This window comes from Massilia sp. W12 (assembly GCF_037300705.1).
GTDB lineage: Bacteria > Pseudomonadota > Gammaproteobacteria > Burkholderiales > Burkholderiaceae_D > JACPVY01.
Genome location: NZ_CP147776.1, coordinates 315,991 through 333,355, shown reverse-complemented (window position 1 = coordinate 333,355; position 17,365 = coordinate 315,991). Strand labels below are relative to the sequence as shown.

At 55.2% G+C, this 17,365-nt stretch carries 9 protein-coding genes; all 9 read right to left on the bottom strand.

Going from position 1 to position 17,365, the window contains the following annotated elements:
* Positions 1-6: 6 nt before the first annotated feature.
* Positions 7-8,280 (bottom strand): calcium-binding protein, encoded by an 8,274-nt coding sequence (locus V8J88_RS01355; protein ID WP_338847348.1) that lies wholly within the window; start codon positions 8,278-8,280, stop codon positions 7-9.
* 323 nt (positions 8,281-8,603) lie between these two features.
* Positions 8,604-8,885 (bottom strand): hypothetical protein, encoded by a 282-nt coding sequence (locus V8J88_RS01350; protein WP_338847347.1) that lies wholly within the window; start codon positions 8,883-8,885, stop codon positions 8,604-8,606.
* Positions 8,886-9,158: 273 nt separating this feature from the next.
* The gene (locus tag V8J88_RS01345; protein WP_338847346.1) at positions 9,159-9,833 is read right to left on the bottom strand and encodes an OmpW family outer membrane protein; all 675 of its coding nucleotides are present in this window, start codon (positions 9,831-9,833) and stop codon (positions 9,159-9,161) included.
* A 33-nt stretch (positions 9,834-9,866) separates the two neighbouring features.
* Entirely contained in the window at positions 9,867-11,255 is a 1,389-nt protein-coding gene (locus V8J88_RS01340) for an SGNH/GDSL hydrolase family protein (RefSeq protein ID WP_338847345.1), read from the bottom strand.
* 167 nt (positions 11,256-11,422) lie between these two features.
* On the bottom strand, positions 11,423-12,472 hold the full coding sequence (locus V8J88_RS01335; protein ID WP_338847344.1) for an L-threonylcarbamoyladenylate synthase: 1,050 nt from the start codon (positions 12,470-12,472) through the stop codon (positions 11,423-11,425).
* A complete protein-coding gene (locus tag V8J88_RS01330) occupies positions 12,469-13,347 on the bottom strand; it encodes a phosphoribosylaminoimidazolesuccinocarboxamide synthase (RefSeq protein ID WP_338847343.1) in 879 nt (292 codons plus the stop codon). The genes V8J88_RS01335 and V8J88_RS01330 overlap by 4 nt, the downstream gene beginning before the upstream one ends.
* 78 nt (positions 13,348-13,425) lie before the next feature.
* Positions 13,426-14,490 (bottom strand): class II fructose-bisphosphate aldolase, encoded by a 1,065-nt coding sequence (gene fba, locus V8J88_RS01325; protein ID WP_338847342.1) that lies wholly within the window; start codon positions 14,488-14,490, stop codon positions 13,426-13,428.
* Between the two features lie 75 nt (positions 14,491-14,565).
* Positions 14,566-16,011: a pyruvate kinase gene (pyk, locus tag V8J88_RS01320; RefSeq protein WP_338847341.1), complete on the bottom strand. Its 1,446-nt coding sequence runs from the start codon at positions 16,009-16,011 to the stop codon at positions 14,566-14,568.
* Positions 16,012-16,081: 70 nt separating this feature from the next.
* On the bottom strand, positions 16,082-17,290 hold the full coding sequence (locus V8J88_RS01315) for a phosphoglycerate kinase (protein WP_338847340.1): 1,209 nt from the start codon (positions 17,288-17,290) through the stop codon (positions 16,082-16,084).
* Positions 17,291-17,365: the final 75 nt, after the last annotated feature.

Genomic DNA, 17,365 nt, shown 5'->3' with positions numbered 1-17,365 from the left:
GCGGCTTCAGAAAATCACAAAGTCTGTGGCTTGTAAGTTAGCCGCAGCCACCCCGGTCAAGGTGATTTTGTTGCCACCACCCAGATCAACCACGGCGTCGCTCGCGCCGCTGACACGGCTTAACACATCCGCCGCAGTCAAAATGCCGGAACTGTTCAGATTGCTCTTCAACCAGATCTTGTCGCCTTGCGCGCGGTTGTAGTCTGTCACCACGTCCTGACCTGAAGCGGCCTGGAAGCGGAATACATCAGCCCCGCCGGCCCCGCTGAGGCTGTCATTGCCGGCCCCGCCGTCCAACACATCGGCCCCGCTGCTGCCGCCCAGCACGTCATTACCGGCCAGGCTGGTGTTGCGCCCGGCGCCAAAGCCGGTGCTGATGAAGTGGCGCGTCGCCGCTTCCTGATCCACGCCATGCGCGCTGCGCACATCGGCGTATTTGGCCAGATAAATATCCGGGTCAAATGTCACGCCGCGCCCTTCACGCACAGCATTGTTCAGGTAGTGAGTGAGGCCGGCATCTGCATTCGCGCCAAAGGCGCCGATCAAGTCAGCATGCGAGGCGATGTAGCGCAAGCCTTGCACGCTGGTGACGCTCATATCGCGGTCGGCAAAGCGCAGGGTTTCGATATTGCGCAGGGTGTCCACGCCTTCATTGCCGTTCGCGCCGTTGTTGTCGGTGATGCTGATGACGCCGGCTTTGACGTTGAAGATGTATTCCGAGTTTTTACCGTCGTAACGTGCAATATCCACCCCGTCGCCGCCGTCCAGCACGTCATTGCCCAGGCCGCCCCACAAGGTGTCATTGCCGCCATACGACAACACGCTGTCATTGCCGCTCGTGCCGCTGAGATTATCAGCGCTGAATTTATTGTCGCTGCGGCCCTGGCCAAAGCCGGTGCTGATGAAGTGGCGCGTAGCCGCTTCCAGATCGCTGCCGACTGCCGCGCGCACATCGGCGTATTTGTCGATATAGGTTTGCGGATCAAACACCACGGCGCGGTTTTCTTTCACCGAGCTGTTCAGGTAATGCGCCATACCATTGTCGGTGTTTACGCCAAAGGCGCCGATCAAGTCGGCATGCGAGGCCACATAGCGCAACACGTTCAAAGTCGTGACACTCATGTCGCGATCAGCAAAGCGCAGGGTTTCCATATTGCGCAAAGCATCCACGCCTTCATTGCCGTTGGCGCCGTTGTTGTCGCTGATGCTGATGACGCCGGCTTTCACGCTGTATAAATATTCGCCCTGTTTGCCGTCATAACGTGCGATATCTGCCCCGTCGCCACCGTTCAGCACGTCATTACCCAGGCCGCCATACAGGGTGTCATTGCCGCCATACGACATGATGCTGTCGTTGCCGTTCGTGCCACTCAAATTGTCGGCGCTGAGTTTGCTGTCATTGCGGCCCTGGCCAAAGCCGGTGCTGATGAAGTGGCGCGTGGCGGCTTCCAAATCGCTGCCCACCGCTGCGCGCACATCGGCGTATTTGTCGATGTAGGTTTGCGGGTCAAACACCACGGCGCGGTTTTCTTTGACTGAGCTGTTCAGGTAATGCGCCATGCCATTGTCAGTATTAACTCCAAAAGCGCCGATCAAGTCGGCGTGCGAAGCAACGTAACGCAAGGCATGCAAAGTCGTGACATTCATGTCGCGATCAGCAAAGCGCAGGGTTTCCATATTGCGCAAGCTGTCCACGCCTTCATTGCCGTTGGCGCCGTTGTTGTCGCTGATGCTGATGACGCCGGCTTTCACGCTGTATAAATATTCGCCCTGTTTGCCGTCATAGCGCGCAATGTCTGTGCCGTCGCCGCCGTCCAGCACGTCATTGCCCAAACCACCCCACAGCGTGTCATTGCCGCCATAGGACAGCACGCTGTCGTTGCCGCTCGTGCCACTCAAATTGTCCGCGCTGAGTTTGCTGTCATTGCGCCCCTGGCCAAAACCGGTGCTGATGAAATGGCGCGTGGCCGCTTCCAGATCGCTGCCCACCGCTGCGCGCACATCGGCGTATTTGTCGATGTAGGTTTGCGGGTCAAACACCACGGCGCGGTTTTCTTTGACCGAGCTGTTCAGGAAGTGTGTCATGCCGCTGTCGGTATTCACGCCAAAGGCGCCGATCAAGTCAGCGTGCGAAGCGACATAGCGCAAGACGTTCAAAGTCGTGACACTCATGTCGCGGTCTGAGAAACGCAGGGTTTCGATATTGCGCAGCGCGTCCACGCCTTCATTGCCGTTCGCGCCGTTGTTGTCGGTGATGCTGATGACGCCGGCTTTCACGCTGTACAAATATTCGCCCTGTTTGCCGTCATAACGCGCGATGTCCGTCCCGTCGCCGCCGTCCAGCACATCATTGCCCAAACCACCCCACAGCGTGTCATTGCCGCCGTAGGACAGCACGCTGTCATTGCCGGTGGTTCCACTCAAATTATCAGCGCTGAGTTTGCTGTCATTGCGGCCTTGCCCAAAACCGGTGGTAATGAAGTGACGCGTGGCCGCTTCCAGATCGCCGCCAACCGCTGCGCGCACATCGGCGTATTTGTCGATATACGCCTGCGCATCAAACGTGACGCCCCGGTTTTCTTTCACCGAGCTGTTCAGGTAATGCGCGGTGGCGCTATCGGTGTTCACGCCAAAGGCGCCGATCAAATCGGCGTGCGAAGCCACATAGCGCAATGCGTTCAAAGTCGTGACACTCATGTCGCGGTCTGAGAAACGCAGGGTTTCGATATTGCGTAGCGCGTCCACGCCTTCATTGCCGTTCGCGCCATTGAGGTCGCCCACGCTGATGACGCCGGCTTTCACGCTGTATAAATACTCGCTTTGTTTGCCGTCATAACGTGCGATATCCACACCGTCGCCGCCCTCCAGCACGTCATTGCCCAGGCCGCCATACAGAGTGTCATTGCCGCCGTAGGACAGGATACTGTCATTGCCCGCCGTACCATTCAGCGCATCCGCGCTGCTCATGCTGTCTGTACGTCCCTGGGCAAAGCCGGTTTGAATGAAGTGCAGTGTCGCCGTTTGCAAATCCGTCCCCGCCAACGCGCGCACATCGGCGTATTTATCCAAATACACTTGTGGGTTAAAGCTGGCTTTGCGGCCCTCGTTTGCGCCCCGATTCAGATAATGATTCAAACCGGCGTCACCATCGGTTTTAAAGACATTCATCAAATCGCCATATGAGGCGATGTAGCGCAAGCCATCTGGAACACTCACGTTACGGTCGGTAAATTGCAAGGTTTCGATATTGCGCAGCAAATCTTTACCATCAGCGTCACTGCTGATCGTAATCACGCCATTAAAAACATCGAAGCTGTAAGCATTGAATTTGCCGCTGTATACTGCGCTATCCTGCCCGTCGCCGCCATCCAAGGCTTCATCGCCAAAGCCGGATTTCAATGTATCGTTGCCGGCGCCGGCATTGATGATGTTCTCACCCCCGCCTGCGTCCAGCGTTTCAGATGCGGCTGTACCATAAATAATGTCTGCACCATTTTTATTGCTGCTATCGATCAGGCGCGTCAACACCGCTGCACGGTCGAGCGTAAAGCCATTTTCAAAACGCAGCATCTCAGGGTTATATTCCTGATTTCCAGAATACCAGAAATATTTACTAATAGTTATTTGATCAATCCCAATTTTCACAATCAAGTCATTGAAACTTTTTATGAGATTCAATTGACCTGGGTGGATTCCGCCTGCAAACAGCACGACATCCTGATCGCCTGGTGCTTGAGCGTCAAAAATTCCATGGTCGATGTTATCCTGTCCAAAGCCAGGTTTAAATTTGTACACATCATTACCCAAATATCCGAGCAGCATGTCATTACCGGGGCCGCCTTCCAGCGTGTCATTACCTTCGCCGCCGCCAAGGTTATCGTGGCCAGACTGACCAAACAGCGAATCATCTCCCTCCTGGCCATACAGGTTGTCATTGTCAACACCGCCATCCAGCGTATCGTTGCCGGTGCGTCCGTAGATTTCATCCGCACCGCCGCCACCAAGAATTAAATCCGGCCCCTCTAAACCTTCCAATCTTGTGCCCTCGTTTTCGGCGCTCTGGAAAAATTTTTGCTGCAACAGCGCCTGATCCCAAATTGTGCCATCGGCAAAACGTATCATGGCTGGTAATTGTTTGACAGAAATCCAGTTCCAGTACAAAACATCTTCAGCAAAACTCAGCGTCATTATCTCCGAATTGAACCTAAGATGCACATCTTGTGGTGTAATTCCGTCGCCAAGCTCAATCACATCCAAACCATTGCTTAATGACCACCTTACAGTATCGCACCCCGAACCCAGACCAAAGCGGTAAGTATCTACGCCACCATCACCATAAAACCAATCGTCCCCCGCGCCACCTATCAACGTATCATTACCATCATCACCATGCAAAAAATCCCTCCCAGAACCGCCGATCAGCACATCATTACCATCACCGCCTGTCAACTCATCATTATCACTACCACCATTAAGGGTGTCATTGCCGCTAAACCCGATAATCGTATCTGCGCCATCAAAACCACTCAGCAAATCATCTGACTCCCTTCCAAACAACAGATCGCCACCAGAGCCTCCCGTTTTGAAAACCTGGAAGATATCATTCAGCCCCCAGCTTTGACCATTAAAGAATTTGATCGACTCCAATAATCCATAATTCAACGATTGCTTGTCTTCATAATTAATATATTCATAAACGACGATGCTTTCGGAGTGTCCCTTAATTGCGATGCGCAAGTTTTCATTTTCCATGGACAAGCGCAAATCTTCCGGTGCAATACCGGCGCCAAGAACGAGGGTATTTTTCCCTGTGTAAGCAAGCCCGGCCTGACTTTGATTGGCGATAGCATCCTGCCCATCGCCTAAATTAAATAAAATCACATTCTCGCCCGCGCCAGGATAATACAGATCATTCCCGGCGCCGCCTTCCAAGGTGTCATTGCCCGCCCATGCAACCAAGATGTCATCCCCGCCTAAACCTTGCATCACATCATCTTGGGAATAGCCGACCAAAACATCATCTTGCGCACTGGCCTGCAACAAATGATGCTTAATTTGTTCTGCGGTCATGGTGCTGCCATCGGCAAAACGGATTGCGTCCATCCGATATGCATTCCCTTCTGCTGCATCTTGAAGGAAAAATTTAGAGACCATCACTTGGTCGCTGCTATCATTCACGCTCAGTACAAGATTCAGATTATCACGAACCATATGCAGATTGCCCAGACTGATGCCTGGGCCAAACTCCAGAACATCGATGGCACTGGCCGATGTATCACTATTGACAATAACATCCTGCCCATCACCCAGCTTAAAACGATACACATCATTACCGTCGCCGCCATCAAGTTGATCTGTTCCTCCACCTCCTTCCAAGGTGTCGTCGCCGCTATTGCCTTTTATCGAGTCATCTCCTTGCAGCCCTGTCAAAATATCTTTGCCAGCTCCACCGGTGAGCGAGTCATGCCCGACGCCCCCCTTAATATCATCATTGCCATCGCCTCCTGCCAAGGTTTGGTTCTGAATTGTTACGGTGCGCGCCAATATATCGGCAAAATCCCACTTTTGCCCATTGGCAAAACTGATGTACTCAAGCGCTTCGGTTCCACTATCATTTTGTGAAAAGAAATTTCTGATGCGGACATTGTCGTTAGTATCTTTTATTTGCAGCATGAAATCATCTGCACTACGCCATAGCAATACATCATTGGGCGTGATTCCATCTTTGAGTTGCAAGGTATCTGGGTTTAGCGTAGATGATAAATAATCATAGTTTGAAATCGTGTCTTGCCCGTAGCCACGTCCAAACAGATAGACATCAGCCCCCAGATCACCGACAAGATAATCATTGCCAAAGCCACCATCCATGGTATCGTCACCACGCTCGCCGGTTAAGCTATCATTACCGCCGCCCGCATGAAAAATATCATTCATATTCGTCCCTCTTAGTACATTACTCCCATCAGTACCAGTGAGATAACGTTCACGAATATTATCAACATCCCAAAATTCACCATCTGCAAAACGAATGCCACGGATACTGGAGTAGCCCTCCCAAAATAAGGAGGTAAGCATAAAACTATCCGTGGAGCCAGCAATTTTTATTTTCAAATCAGCTTTATAGTCATCATTACCGAATTCAAAAATAATATCCGAGCCGCTCACCCCTGCATCCAACTGCAAGATGTCTTCCCGTTTAGCTCCGAAAAAAAACGGAAAAGGGATATCGTCTTGTCCATCGCCACGCCCAAAAAAGTAGACATCCGCACCATTACCGCCGTCTATCAGATCATTACCCGGACCGCCCCGCAATTGATCCGCGCCATCGCCCCCAAAAATAAAATCTTTGCCAGCGCCACCATCCAGCGTATCGTTGCCACCACCACCACTCAAAACGTCGCCACCGCCAAACCCTTGCAGCAAATCTGCTTGATCGGTTCCTACTCTGTAATTAATGTCATCATTTCCCATCTGGATCCGGTCTTGAATTTGCTGCCGGGTCATGACAGTACCATCAGCAAATTGGATATGCTTTATGCCCTGGATTTCATTGGTGTCATAGCTTTGAAAAACGCGGTCAATACTGATTTGACTCTGACCATCCGTGGTAGATATTCTAAAATCAGGGTGATAATTATTGGGCAACCTGGTAAAGCGCAAATCTGCAGCAGTGATGCCAGCCCCCATACTCAACACCAAGTCCTGCGCGTATTGCTCAACGACATCCAGTCCCCAATCCTTTTCCAAATACACTGTATCGAGGCCGCTATAAATACGATACACATCATTTCCGGGACCTCCGATCAACACATTCGCACCGCCTCCTCCTTCCAATAAATCGAAGCCAGGGCCGCCTTCCAAGGTGTCATTGCCACCGCCGCCTGTAATTACATCATTGCCCAAGCCGCCAAAAATTTTCTCACTACCATTCCACCCCTGCAGTTTGTCATTCAAGTGAGTGGATTGTATTGAGATAGCAAGCAATTCTGCACGGCTGAGCGCACTGCCATCGGCAAAACGCAGTCCCTGCACACCGGATGCGCCATTGCCGGTATTGAAGCCCGAAATAAGCAGATTGTCTTGTGTGCCTCGAATGTTAATATTCAAACCATTCACGACATGTGAGATAATCAAATCGCTTGGCTTAATACCTGCGGACAATTGCACCCAATCTTGCCCCAGGGCCAGATCAGACTCTCCATCGCCAATAACGTCGTAACCATCGCCGTAACCAAACACATAGATATCGGAGCCTCCTCCACCGTATAAGTTGTCATTGTCACCAGTGCCACCAACCAATACATCATTTCCATTATCGCCAAATAATGTGTCGCTGCCAAGGCAACCAAACAGCCAGTCATCGCCCCCCATACCATGCAATCGATTAACCGTAGATCCGCCAATGATGACATCCGCTTGCTCATTACCGCTGACTTGAATGACATCTTCAGCTAAATACTGCACCAAGTGAGTTGCAGTCTGAAATTGATGCGCCCCCAAATATGGCAAAAGGGTTAATTCGTGACTGATGAAGTCATGTGCAGGCCAGGGTGATGCTTGCTTTCCTGTCATATCCTGTGCAAACGCAATCAGATCAGGCAAAGTCTGTTTTGGATCAAAGCGCAAATCTGCACTGATCGCCTTTTCCATCAAACTGAAATCCTTCACCTGCTTGCCATCTATGACTTTGCTTTGAATCAAGTCCGCCCAACGATGCAGGCTGCCATTGAATGCGGAAGATGCTTGCTGGCTGGCGTTTTCCACACTGACTTGCATGGCCCCGGCTTCGCTTGACATGCCAGCGGCGCCAGCCGTGTGCGCGGCGGGAAGTGCGCTGGCGCTAAGCTCTGCTGGCGCAGGTGGCGGAAAAAGCGCCACGCTGGCAGGATCAAGCGCCGGATTGGCATAGTTAAAGCTGACCCCGCTCATCACTTTGAATTGCAATTGCGGCGCACCGCTTACAACGCTGTTGCTCACCAGACCAAGTGCGCTGCCAAGGCTGACCTGAGTCCCGACAGTGAGCGAAACCGAATCCAAATTGCCATACAAGGTGTAGATCTTTTTCCCGCCCAAATAGTGCTCAAGCACAATGTGATTGCCATATTCTTTATTCCAGGCCGCCGCCACCACCATCCCATCCGCTGCCGCAGGCACGGGCGTGCCGGCTTCCACCCGGTATGTTTGCGCTTCATGCTGACGCACCTGACCGCTGACCGGGTCTTGCCAGGCGCCGAAACCATTGATCAGGGAAAAACGGGGGCCGGGGTTATAGATTGGCATAACTTTCCTTTTAAGAGTTTAGGGCTGACGCCTGCATGTTGCGGCGCAAACTGCACGCATCGCAAGTCCACAATAAAAATCACAGAATTAAACCTACGCAACTGAAAAATGTCAAAAAAATTTCTAAAAAGAAATAAATATTTAATGCCGCATTTACACTATATGTACTAATGATTATTTTTTAAATAAATTTAATAACCAAAAATGTTCACATGTGAAAAAGCCGGCATCAATAATACCGGCTTGAACAGATACTACCGCTGATTTTTTACATCAGAAAATCACAAAATCACTCGCAATCAAACTGCCCGCCACCGCCCAGATCAATCACGGCATTCGTGACGCCGCTGGCGCGGCTTAAGACATCCGCCGCGTTCACAAATGCCGGAACTGTTCAAATTGCTCTTGAGCCAGATCTTGTCGCCTTGTGCGCGGTTGAAGTCACTGATGACATCCTGACCGGATGCCGCGCTGAAGCTGTACACGTCGGCCCCGCCTTCGCCGATCAGCGTGTCATTGCCGTCCATGCCTTCGAGTTTGTTGGCTGTGCTGTTGCCAACCAGGGTGTCGCCAAAAGCTGAGCCGCACACGTTTTCTATGTTCAATTAAAAAACGTCGCTTCTTAAAGCACTGACGCATATGCAAAGCCTCATCAAACATGCCAGCTTAAATTCCTGATCTAAACCAAGGCTGGCGCCATAGCAGCGCATTTGCCGATATACGCCTGTCTATCAAAGCTCACGCCCCACTTTTTTGACCGGTTTGTGCAGATAATGCAGCCGCCCGACACATCCTTGCCTGCCAAACTGATATGTGAGTTACATGAAAGAAATAAAAAACCCGGCGCGCAGCCGGGTTTTTACTGGGACAGACTTACCTCAGAAGTGATATCCCACTGTCGCCATCACCGAGGAGGGGTCCAGGCGCATCGAGATCTTCTGGCCGGTCGAGAAATGGGAGGTGGTCTTCACATATGTCTTGGCATAAGACAAACCGACGAACCATTTTTCATTCAAGGAGTAAGTCGCGCCGAGCTTGAAGGTGTGCCCCCATGCGGAGTCAGCCTTGAAGGTCGTCGGCTTGCCGCCGGTGTCTGCCAGTGCGGTCAGGGTGCTGGAGCCGGTTTCATTATTCAGATAGGCATAGGTAATCCCGAGACCGATATACGGACGGAATTTTGCTTTCGCTTCAAAGAAATGATATTGCACCAGCAGCGTGGCCGGCAAAGCGTCCACTGAGCCGAGCTTACCGACGCCGTTCAGCGTGCCATCGCCGATCTGATCATGCTTGTACGGCGTACCGATGAAGGTGGCCAGCTGGATATTGTCGGTCAAGGCATAATTAATCGCCAGCACCGGCTGGGTATCCGTGCCGACGGCATTTTTCACGCCGGGAATGGTCGGTGCGGACAAGGTGCCGCTGTCCACATTCGGCTTGATGTAGTTAATGCCGCCAGCCAGCGTCCAGCTGCCGGCTTGTTGCGCCAATGCGGCATTGCCTGCAAACAGCAGACACAAGGCCGACAGCAATTTGACAGAAGTCAGGGTTTTCATGAGGTCTCCAATCCTGTTAAATGTTGCAGCGGCTTACAGCCAGCCCTTCATTGCCAAGTCCCTGGAGACATAGCGCGCCAACAGCCAATAGCCGTAAGGGGTCGGGTGCACATCGTCGGCGAATTGGTAATGGCTGATATCGCCCGATTTGACATTCGATGCGTTACAGATCAGCGACGAACCGAAGGGGTTCTTGGCTTCGCTCAAATCACACGCGGTTTCCATCACGTTCGTCAGACCATAGATGTCTTTGTTGACGAATTCGTCATGGCTGACGGTGTAAGCATCCACCAGCGCAATCCGCGCATCGCCGCTCAAGCCGGCGGAGAGTTGGGAATTAAAGGCTTTGACCATCGTGTCAATCAGGGCCGACACTTCCGCACCTCTGGCGCGGCCACCCGGGGTGGTGGCCAGATCAGGCAGATTCACCACGGCGACATACTTGGCGCCCTTGGCGATGATCTGGTTTTTCACCAGGGCCACCAATTCTGCGCCGGCTTGCGCCATTGCAGCGACCTTCAGCGGCGCATTCGCGGTGAAATAATCTTTACCGGCTTTTTCCCCGGCGGTTTTGCCAGCCGCAGTTGCCTTGGCTTGCGCAGAAGCGACCATTGGACCATACACAGCAGGCGAACCCACTGCCTGATTGCCCGGCTGGCTGGCAGCGGCTTGCACCGCGGCAGCGACAACGGTTTGATCGGTGTGGCCGCTGCGCGCATTCTCTGTTGCGAGCGCCAAGCCAATAGCTTGCGCTGCAGTTTGCGGATTGGTGGCGCCTGCCGCCAAGTCTGTCACCAGACTCTGGGCAAAAGTGGCTGCGCCAACCCGTGCGCCTTCCGCCGCGCCTGCCGCTTCAGCGCCCTTGGACAGTTCAGCCAGGCCGATCAGCGCATCATTGCCGCCGGCCATCACGAACACCATTTCATCGCCCTTGAAACTGCCGCCGACCTTGGCCAGATGGTTCGCCACCTGGGTCACCACCGGCACAGTCAATTGCCCCAGCGCGCTGCCGGTCATCTTATGGCCCGGGCCAACCGGGTTGGTGACGCGCGCGCCGCCCTGGGCATAGCCAAAGCAATTCGCGTTATTGGTGACAGGCACCGAGAAGCCTTTGGCGGCATCGCCGTCCAGACCGGTCATGGCCGGACATGGCGCCGGCAAGCCGAGCTGGGCCGCCATCAATTCGGTCCAGTTTTTACCGGTCAAGACATCGGAGGTTGCGCCATTGATATTGTATTTGCCACCCTTCAGAGCAGCCACCGTACCCACAGCATAGGTGCCCACATCGCTCAAGCTGTCGCCAAACGACACCTGGGCGCTGAATTTCATTTTGGGGGTTTGATCGCCAGCGCCGCCACCGCCGCCACAAGCTGTCAGTGCAGCAGCAGCGAGCAGCGAAAGCGCAAATTTAATATGACGCATTTTGTCTCCTGAGGGGTTGGTTATCCAGCCTGGCGCCGGAAAAAATCCACTCGGCAAAGACTGTTTCCAGCAGAATTTGACCGAATAATCGAACGGGCGTGCTATTCGCAACCGGAATAATATGCCACCGAACAAATGCTTTGTATAGCGGATTGCATAAAACCGGGTTATTTACGCAACAGATTTGACAAAATTCCAATCGAATCATGTGCAGCGCGCCGCAGTCTGTCATTCACGCCATGCCAGGCATGGGTATCGGGCGCTTGCTCGACCAGAATCAGCTCCGGTTTTGCGTTATCCAGCCGGCGCAATGCGGCGTACAAACCATGTGCAAAGCCATGCGGTCTTGGCGGCAAATGAATGCGCGCGCACAAGCTTTCCTGCAAAGCAGTATCCAAATGATTGCTGTGATGCAGCAGTGCGATGCGGCGCCCGGATTGCAGCAGCGCTTGCAGCGTGGCCGGCAAGCTGGCGCTGTCAATCAGGGCCAAGGGACTGCGCGGCGCGTAATGCGACGCCAGCGCACCCGAAACGCGCGGCGCAGCCTCATCGGCTGGCAGCGGCATGTGCTCCAGATGCAGCGCCAATTCTTCGGCGCTGATATGGCCGGGACGCAGCAATACCGGGCCGAGATAATCCAGGCGCGACAGGTCGAGAATGGTGGATTCAATGCCGACTTCACTCTGCCCGCCTTCCAAAATCAAGTCCAGCAGAGGGTGCAAGCCGCCATCGGCTTCGGTGAATTCCTGCCGCACATGTTCGCTCGCGGTCGGGCTGACCTGGCCGAATTTATTCGCGGAGGGCGCGGCCACGCCGCCGCGTCCATGTTTAAATTCCTGCAATAAAGCCTGCGCCACCGGATGCGAGGGACAGCGCACCCCTATCGTATCCTGGCCGCCCGCCACCGCATCAGGAATATGCGGCGCACGCGGCAAAATCAGGGTCAGCGGCCCCGGCCAAAAAGCGGCGATCAATTTTTCCGCCTGCGCCGGCAATTGGCTGACCCAGTAACCGGGGTCGGCCTGCGGCGCCAGATGCACAATCACGGGGTGGCCGGAGGGACGGCCTTTGGCGGCGTAAATCTTGGCGACAGCCTGCGGGTTTTCCGCATCCGCGCCCAATCCATACACTGTTTCAGTAGGAAAAGCGACCAACCCGCCTGCTTCGAGCAGGCGGGCGGCATGCGCGATTTCCTGCGCATTCAAGTCTGAACTCATGCGGTCAACATCTGCAAAGCTTGTTCATACTTGGCGGCGGTTTGCTGCGCGACTTCGAGCGGCAGGCGCGGCGCCGGCGCGGTCTTGTTCCAGGGCTGGGTTTCCAGCCAATCGCGCACAAATTGCTTGTCAAACGAAGGCGGCGAACAGCCCACGGCATAGCTTGCCGCCGGCCAGAAACGCGAAGAGTCCGGGGTCAGAATTTCATCAATCAGATGCACCACGCCCTTGTCATCAATGCCGAATTCAAACTTGGTGTCGGCAATGATAATGCCCTTGCTGGCGGCGAAATCGGCGGCGGCGGTGTAGAGCTGGATCGCGTAATCGCGCACTTGCGCGGCGATTTCCGCCCCCACGATTTGCTCAGCCTGGGCAAAGGAAATGTTTTCATCATGCTCGCCCACCGGCGCCTTGGTGGAAGGCGTAAACAGCACTTCGGGCAGCTTTTGCGCTTCCTGCATGCCAGCCGGCAGGGGAATGCCGCACAGACTGCCGGTTTTCTGGTAATCCTTCCAGCCGGAGCCGATCAGATAACCGCGCACAATCGCCTCGATTTTCAGCGGGGTGAATTTTTTGGCGACAATCGCGCGTCCGGCGACCTGCCCGCGCTCATCCGCCGCCACCACATCTTCCGGCGCAATCCCGGTTTCGTGATTCGGCATCAGATGGCCGAATTTCTTGAACCAGAAATTCGACATCGCAGTCAGGATCTTGCCCTTGTTGGGGATGGGATCATCCAAAATCACATCGAATGCGGACAGGCGGTCGGTTTGCACCACCAGCAATTTGTCCTCGCCCACAGCGTAAATGTCGCGCACCTTGCCGCGATGTAAAAACGGCAGGGATTTGATATCGGTTTGCAGCAAACCAGTCATGCTTTTTCCTTCAAAATGGATGCCGGGCGCAGCCGGCAAAGCAGCGCGCCGCCGCAAAGGGCGGCGCGCATGCACGGCTTACTTGACGATTTGCGCCAGCTCGCCCTTCTTGTAACGCTCTGCCATTTTTTCCAGCGGCATGGCTTTGATTTTCGCGGCCTGGCCTTCGCAGCCGAAGGACAGGAAACGCGCTTTACAAATGCCCTTGGCGGCTTCGCGCGCCGGCTTGAGGTATTCGCGCGGGTCGAACTTGGACGGATTTTCAAACATAAAGCGGCGGATCGCAGCCGTCATCGCCAAACGGATGTCGGTGTCGATATTGATCTTGCGCACGCCATGACGGATGCCTTCCTGGATTTCTTCCACCGGCACGCCATAGGTTTCTTTCATGTCGCCGCCGAATTGACGGATCTCGGCCAGCAATTCCTGCGGCACGGAAGAAGAACCGTGCATCACCAGATGGGTGTTCGGAATGCGTGCGTGGATTTCCTTGATACGCTCAATCGCCAGAATATCGCCGGTCGGCTTGCGCGAGAATTTGTAGGCGCCGTGCGAAGTGCCAATCGCAATCGCCAGCGCATCGCACTGGGTCAGCTTGACGAATTCGGCAGCTTGATTGACATCGGTCAAGAGCTGTTCGCGCGTCATCTTGCCATCCGCGCCGTGGCCGTCTTCCTTGTCGCCCATCATGGTTTCGAGCGAACCGAGCACGCCCAATTCAGCTTCAACGGTGACGCCGATGGCGTGCGAAAATTTCACCACTTCGCGCGACACTTCGACATTGTATTCATAGCTGGCCACGCTCTTGCCGTCTTCCATCAGCGAGCCATCCATCATCACCGAGGTGAAGCCGGAGCGGATTGCGCCCATGCAAATCGCCGGCGACTGGCCGTGATCCTGGTGCATCACCACCGGGATATGCGGATACGCTTCGACTGCGGCGTCGATCAGGTGGCGCAGGAAAGCTTCGCCGGCATACTTGCGGGCGCCGGCGGAAGCCTGCATGATCACCGGCGCGCCGACTTCGTCAGCGGCGGCCATGATGGCTTGCACCTGTTCCAGATTGTTGACATTGAATGCCGGCAAACCGTAGCCGTTTTCAGCGGCGTGGTCGAGCAGTTGACGCATCGATACGAGTGCCATGGTTTTCTCCCTAACAATAAAAAAACTGTGTGCCGCCTGCGGCGCCATGCAGCCAGCAGGCCGGCCTTGATCTCATCAGATTTGGCCCACTTTCACGATCTTCATCGCATTCGTGCCGCCCACCTGTCCCATTGGTTCGCCCCAAGTGACTACCATCATGTCGCCTTTTTGCACCATGCCGCGCTCTGTCAGCACCGTTTCCACTTCGCGCAACACCGCTTCACTGTCATTCGACTGCGCCAGGTTATAGCCGCGCACATTGCGGAACAGCGCCACTTTGCGCTGCGTCGCCACAGATGGGGTCAAAGCAAAAATCGGCGTGTCGATATTGTGCCGGCTCATCCACAGCGCGGTGGAGCCGGACTCGGTCAGCGCCACAATCGCCTTCACCGGCAAATGGTGCGCGGTAAACAGCGCGGCATAGGCGATGGACTGATCAATCCGGGTGAATTGCACATTCATGAAATCGGCATCCAGCTCGCTGCGCTCGGATTGCTCGGCGGCGGAGCAAATCGCCGCCATCATTTCCACCGTCTCAACCGGATATTTGCCGGAAGCGGTTTCCGCCGAAGCCATCACCGCGTCGGTGCCATCCAACACAGCGTTGGCCACGTCCGACACTTCGGCGCGGGTCGGCACCGCGTTGACAATCATCGACTCCATCATCTGGGTCGCGGTAATGGCCAGCTTATTGGAAGCGCGCGCCATCTTGATCATGCGTTTTTGCAAGGCCGGCACGGCAGCGTTGCCGACTTCCACCGCCAAATCGCCGCGCGCCACCATGATGCCGTCCGAGGCGTTCAAAATCTCTTGCAGCACCGGAATCGCTTCCGCACGCTCAATCTTGGCGATCATCATCGGCTTATGGCCCCACGGCTCGCCGGCGATATTCGCCAATTGGCGCGCCATTTCCATATCGGTTGCGCTCTTGGGGAAGGAAATCGCCAGATAATCGGCCTGGAAGCTCATCGCGGTTTTGATGTCTTCCATGTCCTTGGCGGTCAAGGCCGGCGCGGTCAGGCCGCCGCCCTGACGGTTGATGCCCTTGTTATTCGAGAGTTCGCCACCGATTTTGACGGTGGTGAAGATTTCATTTTCGCGGATTTTATCCACCGTCAGCACGATCAAGCCATCGTTCAACAGCAAAATATCGTCCGCTTTGACATCGCGCGGCAGCGCTTTGTAGTCCAGGCCGACGCGCTCTTGATTGCCCAGTTCGCCGTTGGCGCCCCAGGCCGCATCGAGGATGAAGGAATCGCCCTTGGCCAGCTCAATCTTGCCGTTTTCAAATTTGCCAATGCGGATCTTGGGGCCTTGCATATCGGCCATGATCGCCACTTCGCGCCCGCATTCGGCGGCGGCCTGACGGATTAAGCGCGCGCGTTCGATATGGTCTTGCGCCTTGCCATGCGAAAAGTTCAGGCGCACCACATCGACGCCAGCGGAAATCATCCGCACCAGGGTTGCCAGATCGCTTGAAGCCGGGCCGATAGTGGCCACGATTTTTGTGCCGCGAGACATGCGTTTCCTTCCGGTGGTTATTGGGTTGTGCTGCCACCGGGGCCGGCCACGCCAGCCCCGGCTGGCGTTTTCAGTCGTTGGCGCGCTGCAGCAGCACTTCCACTGCCGGCAGCGTTTTGCCCTCCAGGAATTCAAGGAAGGCCCCGCCGCCGGTCGAGATATAACCGACCTTCTCAGCGATGCCGTATTTGGCAATCGCCGCCAGGGTGTCGCCCCCGCCGGCAATCGAAAACGCGGCGGAATCGGCAATTGCTTGCGCCAGCACCTTGGTGCCATTGCCGAACTGGTCAAATTCAAATACGCCGACCGGGCCATTCCAGACAATCGTGCCGGCGGCGTGCAATTGCTGCGCCAGCGCGGCCGCGCTTTGCGGGCCGATATCCAGAATCATTTCATTTTCAGCGACTTCCGTGGCCGGCTTGGTGATGGCGGCGGCGCTGGCGGAAAACTCGGTGGCGCACACCACATCGACAGGCAGCGGCACACTGGCGCCGCGCGCTTCCATGGCTTGCAAAATGGCGCGCGCTTCTTCCACCAGATCGGCTTCGGCCAGCGATTTGCCGATCGGCATGCCACGGGCCAGCATGAAGGTATTGGCGATGCCGCCGCCGACGATCAGTTGATCGACTTTGTCGGCCAGCGATTTGAGAATAGTGAGTTTGGTTGAAACTTTGGAACCGGCCACGATGGCGGCCAGCGGACGCTTCGGCGCGCCCAGCGCACGGCCCAGCGCATCAAGCTCGGCGGCCAGCAAGGGGCCGGCGCAAGCGATTTTGGCGAATTTGGCGATGCCGTGGGTGCTGGCTTCAGCACGGTGCGCGGTGCCGAAAGCATCATTTACATACACATCGCACAGCGCAGCCATTTTTTGCGCCAGTTCATCGCTGTTTTTCTTTTCGCCCTTATTCACGCGGCAGTTTTCCAGCAAAGCCACCTGACCGGCTTGCAGATCTTGCAAACAGGCGCCGTCCACCCAATCCTGCTTGAGCAGCACCGGCGCGCCGAGCAACTCGCTCATGCGCGCGGCCACCGGGGCCAGGCTGTCTTCCGGCTTGAACTCGCCCTCGGTCGGGCGGCCCAGATGCGAAGTCACCAGCACGATGGCGCCGGCGTCGCGCGCCATGCGGATCGCCGGGATCGATGCGCGGATGCGCGTATCTTCAGTAATATTGCCGGCATCGTCTTGCGGCACGTTCAGGTCAGCGCGAATGAACACACGTTTACCCGCCAACTGTCCGAGCAGATCGGAGAGGCGTTTGAAATTCAGTTCAGCTTGCATGGAATCGCCAGTGGAGTGGGTGGAAGAAAGTGCGCTATTTTACCGAAATCCGCGCATCTGACCAAGCCCGCCGGC